Below are 23,802 nucleotides of genomic sequence, written 5' to 3'. Positions count from 1 at the left end.
GGCGGCAGGGGCTTTTCCAGAGGGTCGGGGGTTGCCCCGCCGGGCCCGATGCTTACCTTGAGACGATGACCAGAGAAGACATGAGCGCATTGCCTGAAATTCGAGTGCTGCCCCCGGGGCTCAAGAACCAGATCGCCGCCGGCGAGGTGGTCGAGCGCCCGGCCAGCGTGGTCAAGGAACTGGTGGAGAACGGCCTGGACGCCGGGGCCACCCGCATCGACGTGACCGTGGAGCAGGGCGGCCGCTCGTCCCTGGTGGTCCAGGACAACGGCGCGGGCATCCCGGCGGACCAGCTGGAGCTGGCCGTGACCCGGCACGCCACCAGCAAGATTCGCGACTTCCACGACCTGTCCGACATCGGCTCCTTCGGTTTCCGGGGCGAGGCGTTGCCGAGCATCGCCTCGGTCTCGCGGTTCACCATGACTTCCCGCGCCCGGGGCGCGGACGAGGCCTCCTTCATCGAGGTCCGCGCGGGCGAGGTCGCGTCCAAGGGACCGGCGGCGCTCGCTTCGGGCACCCGCGTGGAGGTCCGCGACCTGTTCGCCGCCACCCCGGCCCGGCTCAAGTTCCTCAAGACCGAGTCCACCGAGAACCGCCGTTGCCAGGACGTGCTCATGCGCGTGGCACTGGCCCATCTGGAGACCGGATTTTCCCTGACCGTGGGCGGGCGCGAACTCTTCCGCCTGCCCCCCGGCCAGACCCTGGCCGACCGGCTGGCCGCGTTCTGGCCCCCGGCCGTGTGCCAGGGGCTCAGGCCGTTTAACTGCGGCCGCGACGGCTACCGCGCCCACGGCGCGGCCGGGTCGCCGAACACCGCCCAGGGTCGCGGCGACCGCATCCTGCTCTACGTCAACGGCCGCCCGGTGCAGGACAAGCTGATGCTCTCGGCCGTGCGCCAGGCGTACAAGGGCATGCTCCTGTCCCGCGAATACCCGCAGATGGTCCTGTTCCTGGAGGTGCCGCGCGACGAGGTGGACGTGAACGTGCACCCGGCCAAGCTCGAGGTCCGTTTCATCGACGAGCGGCGCGTGTTCTCGGCCATCCGCTCCGGCGTGCTCCAGGCCCTGTCCGACCCGGACGGGGAGATCCGGACCGGCTGCGCCGCGCCCGAGCCGGGCCGCTCCTCCATGCCGTCCGGCTTTTCGGGCTCTCCCGCCTACCGGGAGGCCGCGCCGTCCGCTCCGGGCGGTTCGTCCGAGCCGTCCCGGTCCGCGCACCGGCCGTCCGCGTTCCAGGACGCGAAATTTTCCACCTACAGGGCGTTCACCGAGGACCGGGCCCGCGCCCTGGACCTGCCCGTGACGCCACAGGCCTTCCGCGACGAGGGCGGTGCGCCCGAAGGGGGAGGCGGCCCCGCGCCGTCCCTGGCCCGCGAGCCCGGGCCCGACGCCCTGCGGCCCGCCACCCTGGCGGGCAGCGGCTACACCTACCTCGGCCAGATCGCGGACACCTACCTGGTCCTGCGCCGGGGGCCGGACCTGGAGCTGGTGGACCAGCACGCGGCCCACGAGCGGGTCCTGCTGGCGGCCATGCGCGAGCAGCGCAAGAAGGGCGACTCCCAGCCCCTGGCCCTGGCCCTGGAACTGCCCCTGCACCCCAGCGAGGCGGAGGTCCTGGCCGACTTGCGCGAGGACCTGCGCGCCATGGGCTTCGTCATCGAGATGGACGGCCCGGCCAAGGCGCTGGTCCGGGGCATCCCCCCGACACTTGAAACCGGCGAGGCGCGGGAGTATCTCAGGGACGCCCTGGCGGAAAAGGCCAGGGGGCTGGACGATCTGTGGACCATGATGTCCTGCAAGACCGCCATCAAGGCCAATCAGCCGCTGGCCGTGGACGAGGCCCTTGCCCTGCTGGAAACCTGGCTCAAGACGCCGGAGCGCGAGTTCTGCCCCCACGGCAGGCCCGTGGTCCTGCGCTGGACGCCGAACGACCTGGAAAAACTGTTCAAGAGAAAGTGATGATAGACTACAACAAGCTCCGCGTGCGCATCCGCCTCGACAACCTGCGCCACAACTACCGCCTGTTCACCCGAATCCACGACAACGTCATCCCGGTCATCAAGTCCGACGCCTACGGCCACGGTCTGGTCGAGGTGGCCCGCGCCTTGGAGCAGGACGGGGCCGAGACCTTTGCCGTGGGCTTTGTCCACGAGGCGGCCAAGCTGCGCGAGTCCGGCTGCGGCAAACGCATCATGGCCCTGCTCGGGCCCGTCTCCGACGAGGACGTCCAGGCCCTGTGGGACCACCGGATCATCACGCCCATCTCCCATTTCACCCAGCTGAAGCGGGTCCTGGCCGCAGCCGAAAAGAACGGCCCCCTGGATATCGGGCTCAAGTTCGACACCGGCATGCGCCGCCTGGGATTCCTGCCCGAAGAGGCGGACGAGGTCGCGGCCCTGCTCAAGGGGACCCCGGTCACGCCGGTCATGGCCACCTCGCACCTGGCCCGGGCCGACGAACCCGGCCAGGAAAAGGACGTGGCCCTGCAGGCCAAGCGGTTCCAGGCCGCCCTGGACGGCCTGGCCAGGGCCGGTTTCACGGTGGAGGCCAACCTGGCCAACTCCGCCGGAGGCCTGGTCCACGACAACTGCCGCCTGGACTCCATGCGGCTGGGCATCGGCCTGTACGGCTGCGATCCCCTGGAAGGGGCGGGGCAGGAACGGCTGCCCGGCAAGCTCCTGCCCGCCATGGAGGTCACGGCTCCGGTCATGCAGGTCCATCCCCTGAAAAAGGGCGAGTCCATCAGCTACGGCTGGACCTTCACCGCCGAGCGCGACTCGGTGGTGGCCATCGTGGGCGTGGGCTACGCCGACAACTACAGCCGCGCCCTGTCCAACAAGGGCGAGATGGTCCTGCACGGCAAGCGCGTGTCCATCCGGGGGCGGGTGTGCATGCAGATGACCGCGGTTGACGTGACCGATCTTATGGGTGAAGGGATAGAGGTCCTGTCGGGCGACGAGGCCTGGCTGCTGGGCGGACCGGGCGAGCGTCCCGTGACCCCCGAGGATTTGGCCGAATGGGGCGACACCATCACCTACGAGGCCTTCTGCCTGCTCGGGCAGAACCGCCGCGAGTACGTGTAGTTTTTTTCCGGTAACGAACAACGAGAGGCCGCCGGGCGCGCGAGCGCGGGAGGGGGCCGGGGAGCAAGATATGCCTGCTGTGCAAGACGATGAATGGGTCGTGGCCGAGAGCTACCCCGTCAGGGAGATGGAAGCCAACGGCGTGACCCCGGAGTGGGTCGAGGGCAAGTGGCTGAACGTGGCCGAGGACATGGCCCTGATCCCGGAGAACAACGTGCGTCTCGTCGTGGAGAACGGGGTCTGCCGCGTGGAGGTCTCCACCTACCTCATGGAGTGCATGCGCGGCTTCTAGCCTGCGCGCGCCAAGCGAGTTTCGGGCCCGACCCGGAGTGCGGATGAGCCGCGCCCCGGGCCGGGCCTTTTGCGTGGTCAGGGGGCGAATCGACCATTTTGTCGGCTCCGGCACCGGCCGGGACATTGTCCGGATCCGCCGCGCCGGTCCCGGTGCGCGCGCGGGCGATGCGACAATGGGGCGCACCCGGCGCCGGGATTGCCGGAACGCGGGAGTCCTTGCGTGATCGTTTTTCAGAACTAATTAATAAATACAGATGATTGAGGCTGGAAAACGGATGGTTGCGAGCTGGCCGAATGGGTCGTTTTTCAGCCGCTTTTTCTTGTCATTTTCGACCCCGTTTGTCACATAACTGTAACATTAGGAAACATTACAATTCGGTTACGATTGTGTTACACAGCGCACGCGTTCGGCGAAAAAGGTACTTGATCTCGTCGATCAACATTGTAACCGCTGAACGCGCCATCAAGGACGGGGCAATGAAACTGCGCTCTTTTCAGATGCGGATACTGCTGTGGACCTGGGGGCTGCTCCTCATGGCCATGGCCGTGGTCTTCTTCTACTCCACGAGCATCGTGGGCGACGAACTGGTCACCGAGGCGGAGATCCGCACGCGGCACCAGATCGAAGCCATCGAGTGGCTCATCCAGGACCACTCCCTGTTCGATTCCGAGCAGGACTTCGCCGAGTGGCTGGACGCGCTGGCCTTCAAGCTCAACTCCCGAATCACCTACATCGTGGGCGGCAAGGTGGTGGCCGACTCCGAGGTGCCCTTCGCCGACCTCGGCTCCATGGACGACCACAGCCATCGGCCCGAGGTCCTGTCCGCGCTCAAGGACGGCTGGGGCGTCAACGTGCGTCACTCCGACACCCTGAACAAGGACATGCTCTACGTGGCCAGGAAGTTTTCGGGCGTGCCCGTCGTGGACGCGGGCATCCTGCGCATGGCCGTGCCGTTTTCCCACGTCAGCGCGCGGCTCGACCTGCTGCGCACCAACCTGATCTGGCTCTTCCTGGGCACCCTGGCCGTGGCCGTGCTGCTCAGCGCGATCATGTCCCACAACATGGGCCGCGACATCCGGGCCTTTTCCGAGTTGGCCCGGTCCATCGGCGAGGGCGACTACTCCAAGAGGCTGCGCGTCCTGCCCGGCGGCGAGTTCAAGCCCCTGGCCGAATCGGTCAACGCCATGGCCCAGTCCATCGAGCGCAACATCGAACTCATCAAGGACCAGAAGGGCCAGTTGCAGGCCGTGTTCGGCGGCATGCGCGAGGGCGTGCTCACCCTGGACGCCCACGGGCGCATCGAATCCTTCAACGCCGCCCTGGACGAGATGTTCAACCTGCCCGCGTCCACCGTGGGCCGCTCGCCCATCGAGGTCATCCGGCGCTTCGAGATCCAGGACCTGGTGGATCAGGTCATCGCCGAACCCGAGGCCGGGCCCCGGTCCATCCAGATCGACATCATGGACACGCGGACCGTCGAGGTCACGGCCGAGCGGTTCCTGGACCAGAACGGGGTGCGCAAGGTCATCCTCGTCTTCTACGACATTACCGAGATGAAGCGCAGCGAGAAGGGCCTCAAGGACTTCGTGGCCAACGCCTCCCACCAGCTGCGCACGCCGCTGACCTCCATCAAGGGGTATACCGAGACCCTGCTGGACATGCCGCCCGACGATCCCGAGGCGGCGCGAAAATTTCTGGAGACCGTGCTCAAGAACGCGGACCACATGGACAAGGTCATTTCCAGCATGCTGGCCCTGGCCAAGTCCGAGCAGGCGGGCAAGCGGGTCAAGCTGGCTCCCCTGTCCGGCCGCGAGCACCTCTCCCGGGCCATCGACGACCTGGTCGTGTGGGCCGGTGAGCGGGGGATCACCTTCCGCACCCGGACCCCGGAGGACGACATGATGGTCATGGGCGAGACCGACGGGCTGCTGCACGTCTTCCACAACCTGCTCAACAACGCGGTCAAGTACAGCCCCGAGGACGGGGTCATCACGGTCAGCGCCGAGGACGACGGCGAGTCCATCGTCTTCTGCGTGGAGGACCAGGGGCCGGGCATCTCCAGGGAGCACTCCACCAAGGTGTTCGAGCGGTTCTACCGCGTGGACGAGAACACCATCGACGGGTCGGGCAGCGCCGGGCTGGGCCTGGCCATCTGCCGCCGCATCGTCAAGAACCTGGGCGGCGACATCTGGCACGACGGCTACGGCGAAGACATTCGGGGCGCGCGGTTCTGCTTCCGCCTGAACAAGCCGGGGGAAACGGCTCTGTAGGCAACCTCTAACCAATTCCCTCGAAAGAGGGGCGATACGATGGATATATACGATCTGTTTCTATACATGTCCGTGGGGGCCGGGTTCCTCATGGCGTTCAACCTGGGGGCCAACGACGTGGCCAACTCCATGGCCTCGGCCGTGGGAGCCAGGGCCATCACGGTCAAGCAGGCCGTGTTCATCGCGGGCATCCTGAACTTCGTGGGCGCGGTCTTTCTCGGCTCCCACGTGACCGCGACCATCAGCAAGGGGATCATCAACCCATCGGTCATCGCCGACCCCAAGCTGATCATGATCGGCATGTTCGCCTCGCTGCTGGCCGCCGGGCTATGGGTGCTGGTGGCCACGCTGACGTCGCTGCCGGTCTCGTCCACGCACTCCATCGTCGGGGCCATCACCGGATTCGGCCTGGTGGCGGGCGGCCCGGATGTGGTCAACTGGCTCAAGATGGGCGGCATCGTCCTGTCCTGGATCATCTCCCCGTTCTTTGCCGCGGCCATCGCCTATTTCATTTTCACCCACATCCGGCGCTACATTCTGTTCCAGCGCCACTTCATCCAACAGGCCAAGAAGTGGGCGCCCATCTGGGTGGCCATCACCCTGTCCATGATCTCCCTGTCCTTTTTATACAAGACCCCGGCGGGCAAGGCGCTCGGCCTGCACTGGCTGACCTCGCTGGCCATCGCCGCGGCCCTGTCCTTCGCGGCCTGGGCGGCGGCCCGCCGCTTCGTGTCCCGGTTCGTGCTGGACGAGGAGGAGGGCGCGGAAGGCGTGGAGCGGATTTTCCGCAAGATGCAGGTCGGCACGTCCTGCTACGTGGCCCTGTCCCAGGGCGCGAACGATGTGGCCAACGCCATCGGCCCGGTGGCGGCCATCTACCTCATCGCCAAGGAGCACATGCTCCTGGCCAAGGCCGAGGTCCCGTGGCCCATGCTCGTCCTGGGCGGCCTCGGCATCGCCGTGGGTATCGCCGTGCTCGGGCACAAGGTCATGGCCACGGTGGGCGAGAAGATCACGACCCTGACCAACACGCGCGGCTTTGCCGTTGACTTCGGGGCCGCGTCCACCGTATTGGTCGCCTCCAATCTCGGCCTGCCGGTATCCACCACGCACGCGGCCGTGGGCGGCGTGGTCGGCGTGGGCCTGGCGCGCGGCTTTTCGGCCGTGGATTTCCGGGTCCTGCTGCGCATCGTCGCCTACTGGGTGGCGACCGTCCCCATCGCCGCCCTGACCAGCATTGTTATCTTTGTGCTGCTCAAATGGTTGTGTTACAGCTAGGTTACGACTACAACTGCAATAACCCTTTTTAGTAGAGGTCACCATATGACATTGAGAATTCCCTTCTTCGGTCTGCTCGGCAGCCGCTCCCCCATGGACGGGCTGGTCGAGCACTACGACAAGATCGCCGAGTGCATCGCCGCCATCGACGAATCCCTTGAATGCTATGTTTCCGGCGGGGTGTGCCGCGAGTTCAAGGAGTTGACCAAGGCCGTGGACGAGATCGAGAACCACGCCGACTCCATCAAGCGCAACATCCGCAACCACCTGCCCAAGGGCTTGTTCATGGCCGTGGAGAAACACCTGTTCCTGTCCTACACCAAGAGCCAGGACAACGTGCTGGACGCGGCCCAGGACGCCCTGCACTGGCTGGCCATGCGTCCGGTGGCCATCCCCGAAGACGTCCAGAAGGAGATGATCTACCTCCTGGATTCCGTGGCCAAGTGCACCGTGCTCCTCGGCCCGGCGCTCAAGTCCACCATCGCCCTGCTCAACGGCGAGTCCCTGGACCGCGAGGGCACCAAGGAGTGCTTCCGCAAGGTCCGCAGGGAGCGCGACGAGGTCCGTCGCCGCAAGAACGACCTGCAGACAAAAATTTACGACAAGGACATCGATTTCAAGGATATCTACCAGCTCCTGCACTTCGTGGACTGCCTCGACAACATGGGGCACAACACGGAGAACTGCGCCGAGCTGCTGCGCTCCATGATCGCCCGATAGTCCGCCGCGCCGCCGTGCGCCACCAGCGAAGACAAAAAGGCCCGACGCCATGCGCCGGGCCTTTTCGCGTCCTGTGTACAGGGACCGAGACGGGAGCGCCTAGCGCTTGGCCATGACCACGGTGATCTCCACGGGCTTGCCTTCGGGCCAGGACAGGGGATCGATGCGCACGGAGCCGGAGAAGAGCACCTGGCCCTTGAGCACGATGCGCGCCGAGACCGCGTAGCGCAGCTGCTTGATGATCTTTTCCGGGTCGTACTTGACGACCGCCTTGAAGGGCGGGGCGGCCTTGACCGGGATGAACGTGTTGGCCACCGCGTTGTCTTCAGGGCTGAGTTGGGAGATGTTCTCAAGCTCCACGAGCAGGACGCAGCCCGGCGGCAGGAGCATGCGCTCGCGGTACGAGACCGAGACCTTGAGGGCGGCCGCCCCGCTGGACTGGCTGACGGGCGCGGCTTGCTTCTCGGCGGTGGTGGCGGCGGTGCAGCCGCCCAGGGCGGCGATAGTCAGGACAGCGGCCAGCAGGGCCGGGACAAGGCGAAAGATTTTGCGCGGCATGACGACTCCATGTTTTCGGCATCCTACGCAAATTTTATCCGCCGCGCCAGCGTGTCGGCCACTCTCCGGGGCGGGGAAAATTAATGTAGAAAAGTCTTGAAAATGAAAATTGTTTTCAATATTGTCCTCCCATGCCGAACGCACTGAACACAGGGTTTTCCCGTCCGGGCGGGAGACGCGCTTCTCTGCAGGGTCGATGTATCGGCCGGTCCGCCCATGGCGAGGCCGGGAAACATCCAACCCAAGGAGAAGCGAATGAGCGATCTCAAAAAACTCGGTATCCTCAACCGTGAAGGCATGCGCGCCTGCAATGAGGGCCGTCCCGGCGACGCACTGTTCCAGCTGACCCAGGCGGACAACCTGGCCCGGGCCATGAATTCGCCGCTGCATGAGGCCAAGGTGCGCAACAACATGGCCCTGGTCTATCAGATGTCCGGCAAATACGAGGAGGCGCGCGTCAGCTTCCGCATCGCGGCCGGGCGCGCCGTGGAAGGCGGTGGAGAAGGCAACGTCCTGCACCGCGTCATCATGCGCAATCTCGACTCCCTGACCGTCCTGACCAAAGGCAGGGCCGCCTAGCCATGAATCCGTCCCGCACGGCCCCGGCAGCCCTTCCTCCCATGCCGGGGCCGTCTCCGGCCTGCCCGGACCCGACCCATTTCGTGACCACGGCCCTGCACCAGTTCGCCGAGTCCCTGGGCAACGCCATCGACGCCAAGGACCCGCACACCTCCATGCATTCGGACGAAGTGGCCGAGATCGCACGCATCCTGGCCCTGGCCATGGGGCTGACACCAAGCCAGGCCGCCGTCATCCACGTGGCCGGGCACCTCCACGATATCGGCAAGATCGGCGTGCCCGACTCGGTGCTCAGGAAACAGGGCCCCCTGACCACCGCCGAATGGCGGGCCGTGCGCCGACATCCCGAGGCCGGTGCCGCCATCCTCGAACCCGTCTCCGCCCTCAAACGGATCGGCGTGGTCCACATGGTCCTGCACCATCACGAGCGCTGGGACGGCAAAGGCTACCCACACGGCCTCGGGGGCGCGGCCATCCCGCTCGGCGCGCGCATCATCAGCGTGGCAGATTCCCTGTCCGCCATGCTCCAAAACCGTCCCTACCGTTCCGCCCTCGACACCGACCGCGCCTGCCGCGAAATAGAACGCTGCGCCGGCTCCCAGTTCGACCCCGCCGTGGTGGACGCCTTTCGCCGCGCGTCCGGCAAGATTCTGCGGCTCGTCAGCACCGTGGAGAGCGGGTAGCGAGGGGATGATGGCGGTTGATGCCTCCGGCGGCCGGGGCGCTGCCCCGGACCCCGCTGGGGCTCTGCCCCAGGCCCCGCCAGGGACCCCTTTGAAAAGGGTTCCCTGGACCCTCCCAAACTTTTTGTGTCGCCTGCGGCGAAGGTGGGTGGTGTGAAGGGTTTGGCTGGTCGCGGGCTGGCGGTGTCCCGCAGGGTTCGCGCCGGACGTCCGTGGGCCTCGGAGGGTCGTCCGGCGCGAACCCTGCGGGACGGTTGCCCACGCCGCCAGGCGGGGCGAGGGATAAGGGATATTGAGAAGGCGGCGTCTTGGACCTGGCCGTGAAGAGAGTCGGTTACTTCCGCTCCCGTCCCCGCGAAGCGGCACCAAAAAGTTTGGGGCTGACATAGATCTCTCGTCGTATTAGGGGGGACTATGAGGCTAAAAAGATCGCGTTTGTCGGCTCATATATCCGGTCGTCTGATTGAGCATTTCGTTGCTGGCACCCCAGCCCGCACAGCCAGTGAACTGGTAGGTGTAAACCGCAACACCGCGATCACTTTTTATCAGAGATTACGGAAGATTATCGCAGAGCAGATGCCTTCCGTTGAGATGTTTGCCGGAGAGGTAGAAGTTGATGAGAGTTATTTTGGCGGCTATCGCCGTGGCATTCGAGGGCGGGGGGCTGCTGGTAAAGTCCCAGTATTTGGCATTCTTAAGCGCAATGGGATGGTGTACGCTGAAATAATCCCCGACACTAAAACCAAGACCTTGAAAGGGATAATCGACTTGCAGGTTCAGCCTGACAGCGTGGTGTATACGGATGGTTTGTCATCCTACAAGGTGCTCGATGTGTCTGAATTTAAACACTATCGTATTAATCATCTCAAACGCTATGTTGATGGGCATAACCATATCAACGGCATTGAGAACTTCTGGAACCAAAGTAAGCGCCATCTGAGGAAGTACAACGGTATTCCTCGCAAGTATTTTTGGCTGTATTTGAAAGAGTGCGAATTCAGGTTTAATTACGGCTCCCCAAAAGAGCAGTTATCTATCCTGAAAAAATGGATAAAAAGGCACAATGCGGCATAGTTATCTATGTCAGCCCCAAAAGTTTAGGAAAAGGAGGGGATGGGGGTCTGGGGGAAGGGGAGGAAAGAACCCTTTTCAAAGGGTTTTTCCTCCCCTTCCCCCAGCCGCCGGAGGCAAAAAAAAGTGAGGACGCGCGCAGCGCGTCCTCACTTTTAAATTGGCGATAATCCCGGCTACGCCTTGGGCGGGTCGGGGAGGGCGAGGATGGGGGCGATGACGTGTTCCATGGCCTTGCCGGTGGCGGTATCGCGATGGACTTTCATGAACGGGTAGCCTTCGTCGCCGGAGTCGGCCACGGCGGGGTCCAGGGGGATACGGCCGAGGAACTGGACGCCGGACTCCTTGGCCAGGTCTTCGCCGCCGCCGGACTTGAAGATCTGGTGCACCTTGCCGCAGTCGGGGCAGGCGAAGCCGGACATGTTTTCGACGATGCCGAGCACGCGGTTGCCGACCTCGCCGACAAAGGACACGGACCGGCGCACGTCGTCGATGGCCACGCCCTGGGGGGTGGTGACGATGACGGCCATGGCGGTGGGTCCGAGTGTCTGCAGGGTGGACAGGGGTTCGTCGCCGGTGCCCGGGGGGCAGTCGACGATGAGGTAGTCGAGGTCGCCCCACATGACGTCTTCGACGAATTGCTTGATGAGCCCGATCTTGACCGGACCGCGCCAGATGACGGCCTGGCGGTCGTCCTGGAGCAGGAAGCCCAGGGACATGACGGACAGGTTCTTGCTCCACGGCACGGGTTCCATGACCTGGTCGCCGATGTGGGGCTGCTGGCCCTTGAGGGAGAGCAGGCGGGGCACGCTGGGGCCGTGCACGTCCACGTCGAGCAGGCCGACCTTCTTGCCGGCCAGGGACAGGGCCACGGCGATGTTGGCGGCCACGGTGGACTTGCCCACGCCGCCCTTGCCGGACATGACCACGATCTTGTGTTTGATGCGGCTCAGGGTCTTTTGCAGTTTCTGATCTTCGGGCTTGTCGCAGCCCGTGGCGCTGGTGCAGGTTCCGTCAGGCGAGGCGGACGCACATCCTTGACAATCGCTCATATGATTCTCCCGAAAAACGGCGACCCGTAGCCGCCCTAGAAGTACATGTAGAACCCGGCCGGCGAACGGCCGCGGCCGGGTTACAGAGAGATAACCACAGTGGGGGAAAAGTCAAACCGCGACTCCCGGCATGGCCAGATCGGCCAGCCCGCCGCGCAGATACCCTTCCAGCACCTGGGATTCGGTGCCGGTCAGCCAGGGGATAACCGTGATTCCTGCTTGTTCAAGGGCGTTGCGGGTGCGGTTGCAGATGGCGCCGCACAGAAAAATGGTTACCCCGCAGGCCAATATGGCGGATGTCCTGTCCATAGGGTCCTTTGAGGGAAGGGATAGGAGGCCTGCGGGGTAAGATTTATGGTCGCGTATTTCAAATAGCTTGTATCCGTCCGCGTTCTCGCACACGGAGGCCAGTCGGTCCTGGTAGCACGCCAGGCAGATCAGCTTGGCGGAATCCGATCGCATCATCTCTCTCCAAAAAATTCCGGCAGGACCCGAACCGGTTGATCGAAGATGAGCATAGACCGTGCCAAGAATAATAGTCTGTTAAAACAGGATATTGCAAGTATGGAGAAAATAAGAATGGACGATTAATTCGCCCATTGTGCAGAAGGATAGACGAGTTATTCGCCCGTATCCGGCTCGGCCAGCAACCGGCGCAGGGTGTCCTTGGTGATGCCCAGTTCGCGGCAGGCGGCCATGCGTTTGCCATTGTTGCGGCGCACGGCCTGCCGGGCGGCCCGGCGCTTGATGTCGTCCATGGTGCCGGACAGTCCGTCGGGGGTATCCTGGCGTTGTCCTTCCGGGTGCAGGTATTCCGGGAGGTGTTCCACCTGGATGAACCCGTCCGGGCAGAGGATGAAGGCGTATTCGAGGATGTTTTCCAGCTCGCGCACGTTGCCCGGGAAGTCGTGGCGCATGAGCACGTGCAGGGCGTCCTCGCTGATCCCGCGTATGGCCTTGTCGCGCAGGCCGTTGAACTCGGCCAGGAAGTGGTCGATGAGCAGGGGCAGGTCCTCCTGGCGCTCGGTCAGGGGCGGCAGGGTCAGGGTGACCACGTTGAGGCGGTAGAAGAGGTCCTGGCGGAAGGTCCCTTCGGCCACGGCGTCCTCGAGGTCGCGGTTGGTGGCGGCCACCACGCGCACGTCGGCGTGGACCGGGCTGACGCCGCCCAGGGGCTCGAAGGTCTTTTCCTGGAGGAAGCGCAGCAGCTTGACCTGGAGGTTCTGGGGCATGTCGCCGATCTCGTCCAGGAAAACCGTGCCGCCGTGGGCCAGCTCGAACCGGCCCGGCTTGTCCGTGCGCGCATCGGTGAACGCGCCCGCCTTGTAGCCGAACAGTTCGGATTCGAGCAGGGTGTCGGGCAGGGCCCCGCAGTTAACGGCGACAAACGGCCCGTCCTTGCGCGGGCTCAGAGAATGGATGGCTCGGGCGAAGAGCTCCTTGCCCGTGCCGCTCTTGCCCAGCAGTAGGGTGGTCGCCTCGGACCGGCTGATCTGCGGCAGGATGCGGAATATCTTTTCCAGGGCCTGGGAGCGGCCCACGATGTTCTCGAAGCGGTAGATGTCCTTGGCCTGCTGGCGCGAGACGTGGATGTCGGTCAGGTCGCGGAAGGTCTCCACCCCGCCGACCACCTTGCCGTCGCGGTCCTTGAGCGGCGCGGCCGAAATGGACACGGGCAGGGTGGTGCCGTCCGAGCGGACGATGAAGATGGACTTGTTGACGATGCGCCCGCCCTGGTGGATGCACGCCTTGAGCGCGCACCGGCCGTCGCACAGGGACGAGCGGAACACGTCCCAGCACTTGCGGCCCAGGGCGTCCTCCTCGGATATGCCGGTGATGCGCCGGGCGGCCTCGTTGAAATAGGTCACGTTCCAGTCCGCGTCCACGGTGAACAGCCCGTCGGCGATGGAGGCGAACACGGCCTCGAGGGGGAGGTTCTTGGGAAACGGCATGGGCTCACCGTACAACCGGGAAACCGGGTTGCCAACAAAAACCGGGCGAAAAATTCGCCTGGTGCCGGTTGGGCGTCCGGCCCGGTCAGTCGGCCTCGGGTTGCAGGAACTCCACGACGTAGCGGTTCAGCTGATCGTGGATGGCCCGCCGGTCGCTGCCGTGGTCCTCGCAGACGAACGCCGCGTCCTCCTCGGCCAGGATCTTGACCGCGCCCGGCTGGCATATCTGCATGAAGCTGAAGTGCTGGGCGTCCGGTATCTCCCGGTAGGCCACGTTGGGCGGGAAGTCCTCGAACCGGGGATAGTAGTGGGTGGAGGGCGGAATGTTCCGGTCCTTTCCCCCGCCGATGATGAGGGCCGGGATGGTGATCCCCTTGAGGGATGCGGGCGTGAACGACTCCACGAATCCCGGCGCGACGGCCACGACCTTGTTGAACCGGGCGTCCGTGAGGTCTTGGGCGGCGTAGGTGAAATCCTGTTCGGTCAGGCCGGGCAGGGCGGCGCGGAAGTAGCGGCTTGAGCTGTCCTGGTCCTTGGCGCAGAACTCGACATAGCGGCGCAGGTCGAGCCTTGCCCCGGCCAGGGCCAGGGCGCTGTAGCCGCCGAGCGAATAGCCCACGGCGAATATGTGGCTCGGATCGATGACCTCCCGGAAGCGGGAGCGGAGCATCCCGTCCGCCAGGAAGCTTGCGTCCAGGGGCTGGTCCCAGGCGCGCAGGAGCGAGGCCGGGGTGCCGACGCCCGAGGTGTAGCCCGGATGGTCGGCCGCGCAGACCACGGCCCCGTTTTCGGCCAGCCGCGCGGCCAGCCAGGAGAGGTTGCGCCAGTTGCCCGTGGTCCCGTGGAGCAGGACGTACAGGGGGTACTTCCCGGACTTGATCTTCCCGTCCCCGACCGCGTCGATGCCCTCGAAGACCACGTTTTCCGCAAAGCGTTCGGTTTGGCCGCCGTCGCAGGGATACCAGACATGGGTCTTCAGCGTCCGTCCGCGTTGCGCGTCCTTGAAGACAACTTCGGTCAGGCCCACCCCGGCCATGGCCGGGACGGCCCAGAGCAGGCAGGCAATAAACGCGAAGAACGCCGGTCGTTTCATGGAATGCTCCTTGGACGGTTTTCCGGATCATAGCGCGGCCCGGTCGGGCCGGGCAACCGCAAAGAAAAAGGGCCGCCCGGTCGGGAGGCCCTTTGGAGATCGGTTTCGGGTAAGCGTCTACAGCTTCTCGGCGCGCTTCTTCCGGAGCCAGTCGTACCACTGCTCCATGTTTTCGCCGGTGCGCGCGGAGATGGGCATGACCTCGATGTCCTTGTTCAGTTTCTTGGCGTGCGCCTCGGCCTTGCTCAGGTCGAAGTCCACGTAGGGCAGCAGGTCCACCTTGTTCAGGAGCATGACCGCCGAGATGTGGAACATGAACGGGTATTTCTCGGGCTTGTCGTCGCCTTCGGCCACGGACAGCAGGGTGACCTTGTAGTCCTCGCCCACGTTGAACTCGGCCGGGCAGACCAGGTTGCCCACGTTCTCCACGAACAGGATGTCCAGCCCCTCGGTGTCGATGGCCTTGAGCGCGTCCATGACCATGCCGGAATCCAGGTGGCAGCCGCCCTCGGTGTTGATCTGCACGGCCTGGGCCCCGGTGGCGGCCACGCGCTGGGCGTCGTTGTCGGTCTGCAGGTCGCCCTCGATGACGGCCATCTTGAACTCGTCCTTGAGGTCGCTCAGGGTCCGTTCGAGCAGGGTGGTCTTGCCCGCGCCCGGGGAACTCATCAGGTTCAGGCACAGGATCTTCTTAACCCGGAAATTCTTCTGCAGCTCGTCCGCCAGCCGGTCGTTGGCCTCGAGCACATTGCGGACTATGGTCACTTCCTTGGACATAATCACTCCTTCTTTATTGCTGGTCGTCCACTTCGATGGAGTCGATGAGCATCTCCTTGCCCTCCAGCACCTTGTGGCCCAGCAGGGCCTCGCACTTGGGGCAGGGCATGCACCGGGTGTGCTTCGGGCTGAATACCTCTCCGCATTCGCCGCAGGCCACCTTCACCGGCACCTCGATGATTTCGAGTTCGGCCCCGTCGAATTCGCCGCCGGGGATCAGCGCCTCCCAGGCGAACTGCAGGGACTCGGTGACCACCCCGGCCAGACGGCCGTTCTTGAGGGTCACTTTCTTGAGCTTCTGGCCGTCATACTTGACCATCTCTTCGCGCAGGATGCCGAGGATGGATTCGACAATCGACATTTCATGCATGGCTGTGAGCACTACACCGAAAACCGGATGTGGGCAAGGATGTCGGGCCGCCTTTTGCGGTCCCGGTGCGGACGGGGCGGTCTTCCTTTTGAGACCGATCGCCCGTGTCTTCGCACGGTTGCGCGCCCCCGTCCGGACGGGCGGACAAAACCCCGCTGATTTGTACCGGTATTGGTTGACTTGGCGGTCAGTTCGGTTTTATGGCTATAGCCAACTTGTTCTCAGGGCGGGGTGGAAGTCCCCACCGGCGGTGATCCGGCTATGCCGGTGAGCCCGCGAGCGCCCCTCCGGGTGGAGGGGGTCCAGCAGACCCGGTGCGAATCCGGGGCCGACGGTAACAGTCCGGAATGAAGAGAATGAGGCAGTCCAGCGGCCGATGCCGGGCGGTTCCTTCGCCTGGGCCTCCGGTCGCCGCGGCGGGCGCTTGCGTCCGTCCGCCTGTCTATGCGCCCTGATTCATTCATACTCTTTATTGAAGGAGATTCATGATGGATCAGCCAATCCTCAAACAGTTCGGCGGCCCCATCTCGCGGGTCGAAAAAGCGCTCAAATCCCTGCGCAAGGGCAACGGGGTGCTGGTCACGGACAACGCGGACCGCGAAAACGAGGGCGACCTCATCTTCGCGGCCAAGACCCTGACCAACGAACAGATGGCCATGCTCATCCGCGAGTGCAGCGGCATCGTCTGCCTGTGCCTGACCGAAGACAAGATCAATTCCCTCGGCCTGCCCATGATGGTCGAAAACAACACCAGCGCCTACAACACGGCCTTCACCATCTCCATCGAGGCGGCTCAGGGCGTGACCACCGGCGTGTCCGCGGCGGACCGGGTGGCCACGGTCAAGGCGGCCATCGCCCCGGACGCCACGCCCGCCAGCCTGGCCAGCCCGGGCCACGTGTTCCCGCTGTGCGCCAAGTCCGGCGGCGTGCTCGAGCGCGGCGGCCACACCGAGGCCACCGTGGACCTGAACCGTCTGGCCGGTCTCGAGCCGTGCGGCGTGCTCTGCGAGCTGACCAACCCGGACGGGACCATGGCCAAGCTGCACGAGATCGTGGCCTTTGCCATCAAGCACCAGATGGCCATGTGCACGGTCCAGGACATCATCGCCTACCGCGAGCACATCGGCGACATCGACGCCCAGATGGTCATGCCCGAAAACCTGTCCGCCGTGGCCAAGCCCACCGCGATGTTCCCCAGCGGAACCTTCGCCTCGGGCCGCTCTGACAGGCCGTAGACCGGATACCGACACCTCAACCTTCTTCTCCTAAAACCAAGGCCCCGCCGTTTCGCCCGGCGGGGCCTTTTTCGTTGTCCTGTGGGGTTTCCCCCGAACATCTTTTTCTCCTTCGAAAAAAAGGCGCGGCATTGATCTCGATCAATGGACCGCGTCCGGCTGCGGCGTAGGATGGCTTCATCAAGGAGATGGGGTCGATCCGGCCCCGGAATGATTCGCTTTTGGGCACCGAAACAACGCCACCGTATCCCCCGGCCCCGGCCGGAAGGAGATACCCAAAGGAGAAATGGCATGAGTGCACAAAAGATCGTTGTCATAGGCGGCTCCGCCGCCGGACCCAAGGCCGCCGCGCGGGCCAGGCGTTTGGACGCCGAGGCCGAAGTGACCCTGTTGCAGAAGGCCCCTGAACTGTCCATGGCTTCGTGCGGCTACCCTTACTACATCGGAGGCGACTTCGATGAAAGAGACTCGCTGCTGGCAACGCCCACGGGCGTGGTGCGCGACCCCGCGTTCTTTGCCGCAGCCAAGGGCGTGAACGCAAAGGTGAATACGGAAGTGACCGCCATCAACCGCGAGGAAAGAACCGTGTCCAGCATCGATCTGGGCAGCGGAGAAGCGTCGACCGTGCCGTACGACAAGCTCATCCTCTGCACCGGCGCCACCCCGCGCCGCCCGCCCATACCGGGCATCGAGCTGGACGGCGTCTGCTCGCTGTCCGAGATGCGCGATGCGGACAGGCTGCGCGGCCTGGTGGATTCCGGGCGGGTCAGGGACGCCGTCATCGTGGGCGGCGGGCTCATCGGCATCGAGGTCTGCGAGGCCCTGACCCAATCCGGCATGAACGTCAGCGTGGTGGAGATGCTCTCCCAGCTGCTCATGTTCCTGGATTGGGAGATGGCCAAGCTGGTGGAGAAGCACGTCGTGTCCAAGGGCGTGACCGTGCATACGGACAACGGCGTGGCCGAGTTCCTGGGCCAGGGCGGAAAACTCACCGGCGTCCGGCTCAAGGACGGCACCGAGGTCCCCTGCCAGCTGGCCGTGGTCTCCATCGGTGTGGTCCCCAACGCGGACCTGGCGCGGGACGCGGGCCTGGCCATCGGCGCATTCGGCGGCGTCACCGTGGACGAGTACATGCGCACGTCCGATCCGCATATCTATGCGGCGGGCGACTGCGTGGAGATCAACCATCGCATCACCGGCAAGAAGACCTTCGCTCCGTACGGCGACCTGGCCAACCTGGAGGCGCGCGTGGCCGCGGACAATATGGTCCTGGGCGATACGCGGACCTTCCCCGGCACGGTGAACAGCGGCATCTGCAAGGTCTTCGACCTGTCCGCAGGGGCCACCGGCCTGTCCGAGAAGCGGGCCCGGGACGAGGGCTTCGAGGTGGTCACGGCCACCAACGCCAGCCTGGACCGGCCCGGCTTCATGGGCGCGCGTCTGCTGGTCTCCAAGATGGTGGCCGATGCCAGGACCGGCCGCGTCCTCGGCTTCCAGTGCGTGGGGCCGGGCGAGGTCAACCGCCAGCTGGCCGAGGCGGCCATGGCCGTCATGAACGGCAACACGGTCCTGGACATCAACACGGCGGACCTGCCCTACGCCCCGCCGTTCTCCCTGGCCATCGACCACTTCATCACCACGGCCCACATCCTGGACAACAAGATGTGCGGCCGGATGACCGGCATCAGCAACGCGGAGGTCAAGGCCAAACTGGACAACGGGGAGACGCCGTTCATTCTGGACGTGCGCGCCCCCGGCGAGTTCGAGACCATGCGCCTGAACGTGGGGGAGACCCTTATCCCCCTGGGCGGGCTGCGCGATGCCCAGTCGAAACTGCCCGAGGACAAGGACGCGGAGATCATCGCCTTCTGCAAGATCTCCATGCGCGGCTACGAGGCCCAGCGCATCCTCGAGGCCCGGGGCTGGACCAACGTCAAAGTCATGGAAGGCGGCATCATGGCCTGGCCTTTCAAAGTGGATATGGGCCGCTAGGCCCCAACCGAAACCCCAACCGTCGCCCAGGGCGAAACAGACCGGGAACGCCCGGACAACACCATCTCCTGAAAGAAAACGAGCACTTCCCCTGCCATCCCTTCTTCAGGACAAGGCCCCGCCGGGCGACCGGCGGGGCTTTCCCGTTTTCGGCCGAAGCCCCCGGACAGGCCCCCAGGCCGACCTCGTCAGCGAAGCCTCTTCCATAAGCATGCGGGCCCGTGGGAGCGGCCCTAATACATGCGCGGAAAGTGAAAAAAGTTGACAGGCCGCCCTTATCGGTAGTGAACTGGCTGCCCGAATTTCCGTAACCCGAGAGGTATTCAGATGCGTAGCAAGAAGATGACTGGTGGATTGGAAAAGGCCCCGCACCGTTCGCTGCTGTATGCGAGCGGGCTGTCCAAGGAAGAGATGGACAGGCCCCTGATCGGCGTATGCAACGCCCAGAACGAGATCATCCCCGGTCACGTACATCTAGATACCATCGCCGAAGCCGTGAAGGCGGGCATCCGCATGGCGGGCGGCACGCCGCTCGAGTTCCCGGCCATCGGCGTGTGCGACGGGCTGGCCATGAACCACGAGGGCATGAAGATGTCCCTGCCCAGCCGCGAGATCATCGCCGACTCGGTGGAGATCATGGCCACGGCCCATCCGTTCGACGCCATTGTCTGCATCCCCAACTGCGACAAGATCGTGCCCGGCATGCTCATGGCCATGCTCCGCCTGAACATCCCGGCCGTGCTCGTGTCCGGCGGCCCCATGCTGGCCGGCCACAAGAAAACCTCGGACCTGATCACCGTGTTCGAGGGCGTGGGCAAGGTCCGCGCCGGACAGATGACCGAGGAGGAGCTGGAGGAATACACGGCGGGCGCGTGCCCCACCTGCGGCTCGTGCGCGGGCATGTTCACGGCCAACTCCATGAACTGTCTGGCCGAGTCCATCGGCTTGGCCCTGCCCGGCAACGGCACCATCCCGGCGGTCATGTCCGCCCGCATCCGTCTGGCCAAGAAGGCGGGCATGCAGGTCATGGAAATGCTCGAAAGGAACATTCGCCCCCGCGACATCGTCACCGAGAAGTCCGTGCACAACGCGGTGACCATGGACATGGCGCTCGGCTGTTCGACCAACACCACCTTGCACCTGCCCGCCCTGTTCGCCGAGGCGGGCCTCGATCTTTCGCTTCAGATGTTCAACGAAGTCAGCATGAAGACGCCCAACCTGTGCAAACTGGCCCCGGCCGGTCCGCACTACATGCAGGACCTGGACGAGTCCGGCGGCATTCCGGGCGTCATGAGCGAGCTGGTCAAGAAGGACCTGCTCAACCTCGACGTCATGACCGTGACCGGCAAGACCTTGGGCGAGAACCTCAAGGAGATGGACGCCAAGGTGACCAACCACACCATCGTCCGGCCCATCGACGAGCCGTACTCCAAGGAGGGCGGCATCGCCATCCTGTACGGCAACATCGCGCCCGAGGGGTGCTGCGTGAAGCAGTCCGCCGTGGCCCCGGAGATGATGCGGAACACCGGCGTGGCCCGGGTCTTCAACAGCGAGGAGGAGGCTGTGACCGCCATCCTGGGCAACGAGATCAAGCCCGGCGATGTGGTCGTCATCCTGTACGAAGGCCCCAAGGGCGGCCCGGGCATGCGCGAGATGCTCACCCCCACCTCGGCCATCTCCGGCATGGGGCTGGGTGAGTCCGTGGCGCTGATCACCGACGGCCGGTTCTCGGGCGGCACGCGCGGCGCGGCCATCGGCCACATCTCCCCGGAAGCCGCTGCGGGCGGCCCGGTGGGGCTGATCCGCGAGGGCGACAGGATCGAGATCGACATCCCGGCCCGCAAGATCAACCTGCTGGTGGACGACGCCGAGCTCGAGGAGCGCCAAAAGATCCACAAGCCCGTGGTCAAGGAGATCACGTCGCCGTTCTTGCGGCGCTACGCCAAGCTGGTCACCTCGGCCTCGCGCGGCGCGGTCTACGAGAAATAGCCGGGCGCATCACGCCAATGAAGAAGCCGGTTCGGGGATTGCCCGGACCGGCTTTTTTCATGCTCAGTTCGTCTTGTAGCGCCACGGGAGCCGCTCGTCCAGGGGCGGCTTCACGCCCGGATGCCAGCGGGCCAGGATGTCGGCCAGGGTGCCGTCGCCGCGCAGGTCCCGGAAGGCCCGCTGCCAGGCCGCCACGGTCTCGGGCGGGGTGTCGCGGGACAGGGCCACGTACAGGTCCACCTCCTTGAGCGGGAAGACTTCCTCGAAATTGTCCGGGTCGATCCCGGCGGCGTCGACCATGGAGGCCAGGCCGGTGTCGGAGCCCACGATGAGTTCCAGCCGCCCGTATTCCAGCTTGCGGTAGTTGGTCGCGTCGTTGGTGGTCCGTTGCAGGTTGGTGAACCCCTGCGCGGTCAGATAGCGGTCGCGCGCGTCGCCGATGTAGGTGCCGATGGACCCGACCTTGCGGGCGTCGTCCAGGGAATGGATGGTGATCCCGGACCCCTTGCGGGCCAGGAAGCACCAGTGCACCCGGAAGATCGGCCCCACCCAGTGGAAGAGCGGGTCGCGCTCCTCGGTGCGCGTGGCCGGGAACAGGACCACGTCGGGCTTGTCCAGGGCGATGGCGTAGGCCCGCGCCCAGGGCATGGGTTCGATGTGGGCCCGGCAGTGCGTGCGGTGCATGAGCTCGTGCACGATGTCCACGGCCCAGCCGTCGAGTTCGCCGTCGACGGTCCGCACCGCCCGCCCGTTGGGCTCGGCCAGCACCCGCAGGTCGCCCGAAACGGCTGCCTGGCTCGTATCCTGAAGGAAATATGGGAAAAAGAGGAGTAAGAATGCGAAGGATAAACTCGATAACCAATTCATGGACGGTGAGATAGCAGGAAAGCCCGTTTTTCGCATCCGCAAAATACAGTCCGAGGATAATGCTCCCCTCTGAAACGAGAAAGGCCTCCTTGCGGAGGCCTGTGACTTTCTCGGTGCAAAAAAAGGAAGATGCTATTCTTATTGCATCGGCCGTGCCAAACTACGTAGCTCCTTGCAGAAAAATTTTTAATCCAAATATTACAGACTATTAAATGCCAACAAGAACCACAGGATCAAATGCCGCCGCACAGGCGGCCGGTACAAGTTTTTAAACTTTCCCGCCGGACCAGGGTGATGCGACCAAAATTTTTAACCCCGCCGATATTCGCTCCGGAATGATCACCCACGTATCCCATCGGCTCAGCCCCAAAAAAAGGCGGACCTCGAACAGAGTCGGCAAAAAGCCGCCTCCCCGCGCCTCGCCTATCCGCGAAGCGGCGCTAAAAAGTTTAGGAAGGGAAAGGGGATGGGGGTCCGGGGGAAGGGGAAAGGGAAAGCCCTTTTCCCCTTCCCCCGGCCGCCGGAGGCAAAAAAAGGAGTGGATGCGCAAAGCGCGTCCACTCCTTTTATATAGTATCAGACGTCCGGCTATTTGAATTTGGCCAGGGCGGCGGCGAAGCCTTGTTTGGAGCGGGGGATGATCTTGTCCTCCACGGAGAAGGACAGGCGGAAGAAGCCGGGGTAGCCGAACCCGGAGCCGGGCACGGCCAGGATTTTTTCCTCCTGGAGTGCGGCGCAGAACTTGACGTCGTCGCCGCCGGGCGCCTTGGGGAAGAAGTAGAACGCGCCTTTGGGCATAGTGTATTCGTAGCCTGCGGCGTCCAGCACTTCGGCCATGGCCTTGCGGCGGTCGTCGTAGATGGAGATATCCACGCCGGAGCCGAGGGCGTGGGCCATGAGTTTCTGCGCCAGGGCCGGGGCGTTGACGAAACCGAGGATGCGGTTGGTCAGGGTGATGGCGCCGACCAGGGTGGCCTTGTCCTCCATGGCCGGGTTGACCAGGGCGTAGCCGATGCGCTCACCGGCCATGGACAGGTTCTTGGAGAAGGACGAGCAGACCACGGTGTACTTGTAGATGGGCAGCAGGCTGGGCACGTCCACGCCGTCGAAGGCCAGGAACCGGTAGGGCTCGTCGGCCAGGATGTAGATGGGCCGTTCGCGCTTGGCGTTGTGCTTTTCGAGGATGGCGGCCAGGGCTTCGAGGGACGCCTTGTCGTAGACCGCGCCCGACGGGTTGTTGGGCGAGTTGAGCATGACCACGCGGGTCTTGTCGGTGATGGCCTTGTCCATGGCCTCCAGGTCGAGCTGGAAGGTCAGGGGTTTGGCCGGGACCGTGACGAGTTTCGCGCCGTGGTTTTCGCAGTAGAAGCCGTACTCCACGAAGAACGGGGCCGGGGTCATGACCTCGTCGCCGGGTTCGAGCACGGCCCGGAAGAACGAGTTGAGCGCACCGGCCGCGCCGCAGGTGATGACCAGGCAGTCGGCGGTCACGGGCGTGCCCTGCTCCTTGGAGACCTCGGCGGCCAGCTTTTCGCGCACGTCGGGATAGCCGAAGTTGGGCATGTAGCCCATGAAGAACGGCTTGTCGGCCTGTTCGGCCAGTTCCAGGAGCCCTTCCTTGATGGCGGGCGGCGGGGGCAGGTCCGGGTTGCCCAGGCTGAAGTCGCAGACCGCGTCCTCGCCGAATTTCTTCTTCAGGGCAATGCCCTCTTCGAACATCTTGCGGATCCAGGAGGACCGCTCCATGTACCCCGCTATCTGGGTGGAAATAAGTTGCATGGGAAAACTCCTTGGAATTCGGGTGAAGCCCACACATTACGGCAACCCCCCATCACTTGCAACACGCTATGGACGGCCAGTGGCGGCTGGTCGCACGCGTGAAACGGACCGGTCGCCTTTTCCGGCTGACCCCCTTGACAATAATTAGGGGCCTAACTAT

Annotated in this window: 21 protein-coding genes and 1 riboswitch; of the genes, 12 read left to right on the top strand and 9 right to left on the bottom strand. The window is 64.5% G+C overall.

The window, feature by feature from the left end; genetic code table 11:
- The first annotated feature begins 80 nt into the window (after positions 1-80).
- The 6 genes from mutL (at position 81) to ACR42D_RS16775 (ending at position 7,645) form a co-directional block, all read left to right on the top strand.
- The gene (gene mutL, locus ACR42D_RS16800) at positions 81-1,958 is read left to right on the top strand and encodes a DNA mismatch repair endonuclease MutL (protein ID WP_484567935.1); all 1,878 of its coding nucleotides are present in this window, start codon (positions 81-83) and stop codon (positions 1,956-1,958) included.
- The gene (alr, locus tag ACR42D_RS16795; protein ID WP_484567934.1) at positions 1,958-3,082 is read left to right on the top strand and encodes an alanine racemase; all 1,125 of its coding nucleotides are present in this window, start codon (positions 1,958-1,960) and stop codon (positions 3,080-3,082) included. Before mutL ends, alr begins: the two co-directional genes overlap by 1 nt.
- A gap of 70 nt (positions 3,083-3,152) precedes the next feature.
- On the top strand, positions 3,153-3,374 hold the full coding sequence (locus ACR42D_RS16790; protein WP_484567933.1) for a hypothetical protein: 222 nt from the start codon (positions 3,153-3,155) through the stop codon (positions 3,372-3,374).
- A 479-nt stretch (positions 3,375-3,853) separates the two neighbouring features.
- Entirely contained in the window at positions 3,854-5,647 is a 1,794-nt protein-coding gene (locus ACR42D_RS16785) for a HAMP domain-containing sensor histidine kinase (RefSeq protein WP_484567932.1), read from the top strand.
- Between the two features lie 39 nt (positions 5,648-5,686).
- Entirely contained in the window at positions 5,687-6,925 is a 1,239-nt protein-coding gene (locus ACR42D_RS16780) for an inorganic phosphate transporter (RefSeq protein ID WP_484567931.1), read from the top strand.
- 45 nt (positions 6,926-6,970) lie between these two features.
- Positions 6,971-7,645 (top strand): DUF47 domain-containing protein, encoded by a 675-nt coding sequence (locus tag ACR42D_RS16775; RefSeq protein WP_484567930.1) that lies wholly within the window; start codon positions 6,971-6,973, stop codon positions 7,643-7,645.
- Positions 7,646-7,744: 99 nt separating this feature from the next.
- Here ACR42D_RS16775 and ACR42D_RS16770 read toward each other — a convergent pair whose 3' ends face one another.
- Positions 7,745-8,203: a YbaY family lipoprotein gene (locus ACR42D_RS16770; RefSeq protein WP_484567929.1), complete on the bottom strand. Its 459-nt coding sequence runs from the start codon at positions 8,201-8,203 to the stop codon at positions 7,745-7,747.
- A 255-nt stretch (positions 8,204-8,458) separates the two neighbouring features.
- On the opposite strand from ACR42D_RS16770, the gene ACR42D_RS16765 reads away from it, so the two are divergent.
- The 3 genes from ACR42D_RS16765 (at position 8,459) to ACR42D_RS16755 (ending at position 10,539) form a co-directional block, all read left to right on the top strand.
- Positions 8,459-8,782, top strand: coding sequence for a tetratricopeptide repeat protein (locus tag ACR42D_RS16765; protein ID WP_484567928.1), 324 nt, complete (start codon positions 8,459-8,461; stop codon positions 8,780-8,782).
- 2 nt (positions 8,783-8,784) lie between these two features.
- A complete protein-coding gene (locus ACR42D_RS16760; protein ID WP_484567927.1) occupies positions 8,785-9,465 on the top strand; it encodes an HD-GYP domain-containing protein in 681 nt (226 codons plus the stop codon).
- Between the two features lie 414 nt (positions 9,466-9,879).
- Positions 9,880-10,539, top strand: a complete 660-nt coding sequence (locus ACR42D_RS16755) for an IS1595 family transposase (RefSeq protein WP_484566530.1) — start codon at positions 9,880-9,882, stop codon at positions 10,537-10,539.
- Positions 10,540-10,712: 173 nt separating this feature from the next.
- On the opposite strand, the gene ACR42D_RS16750 is transcribed toward ACR42D_RS16755, so the two are convergent.
- From ACR42D_RS16750 to ACR42D_RS16725, 6 genes are all read right to left on the bottom strand, one after another.
- Positions 10,713-11,588: a P-loop NTPase gene (locus tag ACR42D_RS16750; RefSeq protein ID WP_484567926.1), complete on the bottom strand. Its 876-nt coding sequence runs from the start codon at positions 11,586-11,588 to the stop codon at positions 10,713-10,715.
- A 111-nt stretch (positions 11,589-11,699) separates the two neighbouring features.
- A complete protein-coding gene (locus ACR42D_RS16745) occupies positions 11,700-11,897 on the bottom strand; it encodes a NifB/NifX family molybdenum-iron cluster-binding protein (protein WP_484567925.1) in 198 nt (65 codons plus the stop codon).
- 311 nt (positions 11,898-12,208) lie between these two features.
- The gene (locus ACR42D_RS16740) at positions 12,209-13,540 is read right to left on the bottom strand and encodes a sigma-54 interaction domain-containing protein (RefSeq protein WP_484567924.1); all 1,332 of its coding nucleotides are present in this window, start codon (positions 13,538-13,540) and stop codon (positions 12,209-12,211) included.
- Between the two features lie 85 nt (positions 13,541-13,625).
- Entirely contained in the window at positions 13,626-14,633 is a 1,008-nt protein-coding gene (locus ACR42D_RS16735) for an alpha/beta hydrolase family protein (protein ID WP_484567923.1), read from the bottom strand.
- A 117-nt stretch (positions 14,634-14,750) separates the two neighbouring features.
- A complete protein-coding gene (gene hypB, locus ACR42D_RS16730; RefSeq protein ID WP_484567922.1) occupies positions 14,751-15,410 on the bottom strand; it encodes a hydrogenase nickel incorporation protein HypB in 660 nt (219 codons plus the stop codon).
- 13 nt (positions 15,411-15,423) lie between these two features.
- Positions 15,424-15,771, bottom strand: a complete 348-nt coding sequence (locus ACR42D_RS16725) for a hydrogenase maturation nickel metallochaperone HypA (RefSeq protein WP_484567921.1) — start codon at positions 15,769-15,771, stop codon at positions 15,424-15,426.
- Positions 15,772-15,993: 222 nt separating this feature from the next.
- Positions 15,994-16,142: riboswitch (FMN riboswitch) on the top strand.
- Between the two features lie 126 nt (positions 16,143-16,268).
- Between ACR42D_RS16725 and ribB the strand changes: the two genes are divergently transcribed.
- The 3 genes from ribB to ilvD all read left to right on the top strand — a co-directional run bounded on the left by ribB (position 16,269) and on the right by ilvD (position 20,996).
- Complete coding sequence (gene ribB / locus ACR42D_RS16720; protein ID WP_484567920.1) at positions 16,269-17,015, top strand: 3,4-dihydroxy-2-butanone-4-phosphate synthase; 747 nt, start codon at positions 16,269-16,271, stop codon at positions 17,013-17,015.
- A 291-nt stretch (positions 17,016-17,306) separates the two neighbouring features.
- Positions 17,307-19,007 (top strand): FAD-dependent oxidoreductase, encoded by a 1,701-nt coding sequence (locus tag ACR42D_RS16715; protein WP_484567919.1) that lies wholly within the window; start codon positions 17,307-17,309, stop codon positions 19,005-19,007.
- Between the two features lie 327 nt (positions 19,008-19,334).
- Entirely contained in the window at positions 19,335-20,996 is a 1,662-nt protein-coding gene (gene ilvD, locus ACR42D_RS16710; RefSeq protein WP_484567918.1) for a dihydroxy-acid dehydratase, read from the top strand.
- 63 nt (positions 20,997-21,059) lie between these two features.
- Here ilvD and ACR42D_RS16705 read toward each other — a convergent pair whose 3' ends face one another.
- Together ACR42D_RS16705 and ACR42D_RS16700 are read right to left on the bottom strand one after the other, a co-directional pair.
- Entirely contained in the window at positions 21,060-21,737 is a 678-nt protein-coding gene (locus ACR42D_RS16705) for a substrate-binding periplasmic protein (RefSeq protein ID WP_484567917.1), read from the bottom strand.
- 714 nt (positions 21,738-22,451) lie between these two features.
- The gene (locus tag ACR42D_RS16700; protein WP_484567916.1) at positions 22,452-23,642 is read right to left on the bottom strand and encodes a pyridoxal phosphate-dependent aminotransferase; all 1,191 of its coding nucleotides are present in this window, start codon (positions 23,640-23,642) and stop codon (positions 22,452-22,454) included.
- Positions 23,643-23,802: the final 160 nt, after the last annotated feature.

The organism is Pseudodesulfovibrio sp. lm2024 (assembly GCF_051175575.1).
GTDB lineage: Bacteria > Desulfobacterota > Desulfovibrionia > Desulfovibrionales > Desulfovibrionaceae > Pseudodesulfovibrio > Pseudodesulfovibrio caledoniensis.
The sequence above is the reverse complement of the archived record's forward strand: the minus strand, read 5'-3'. Positions and strand labels throughout refer to the sequence as shown.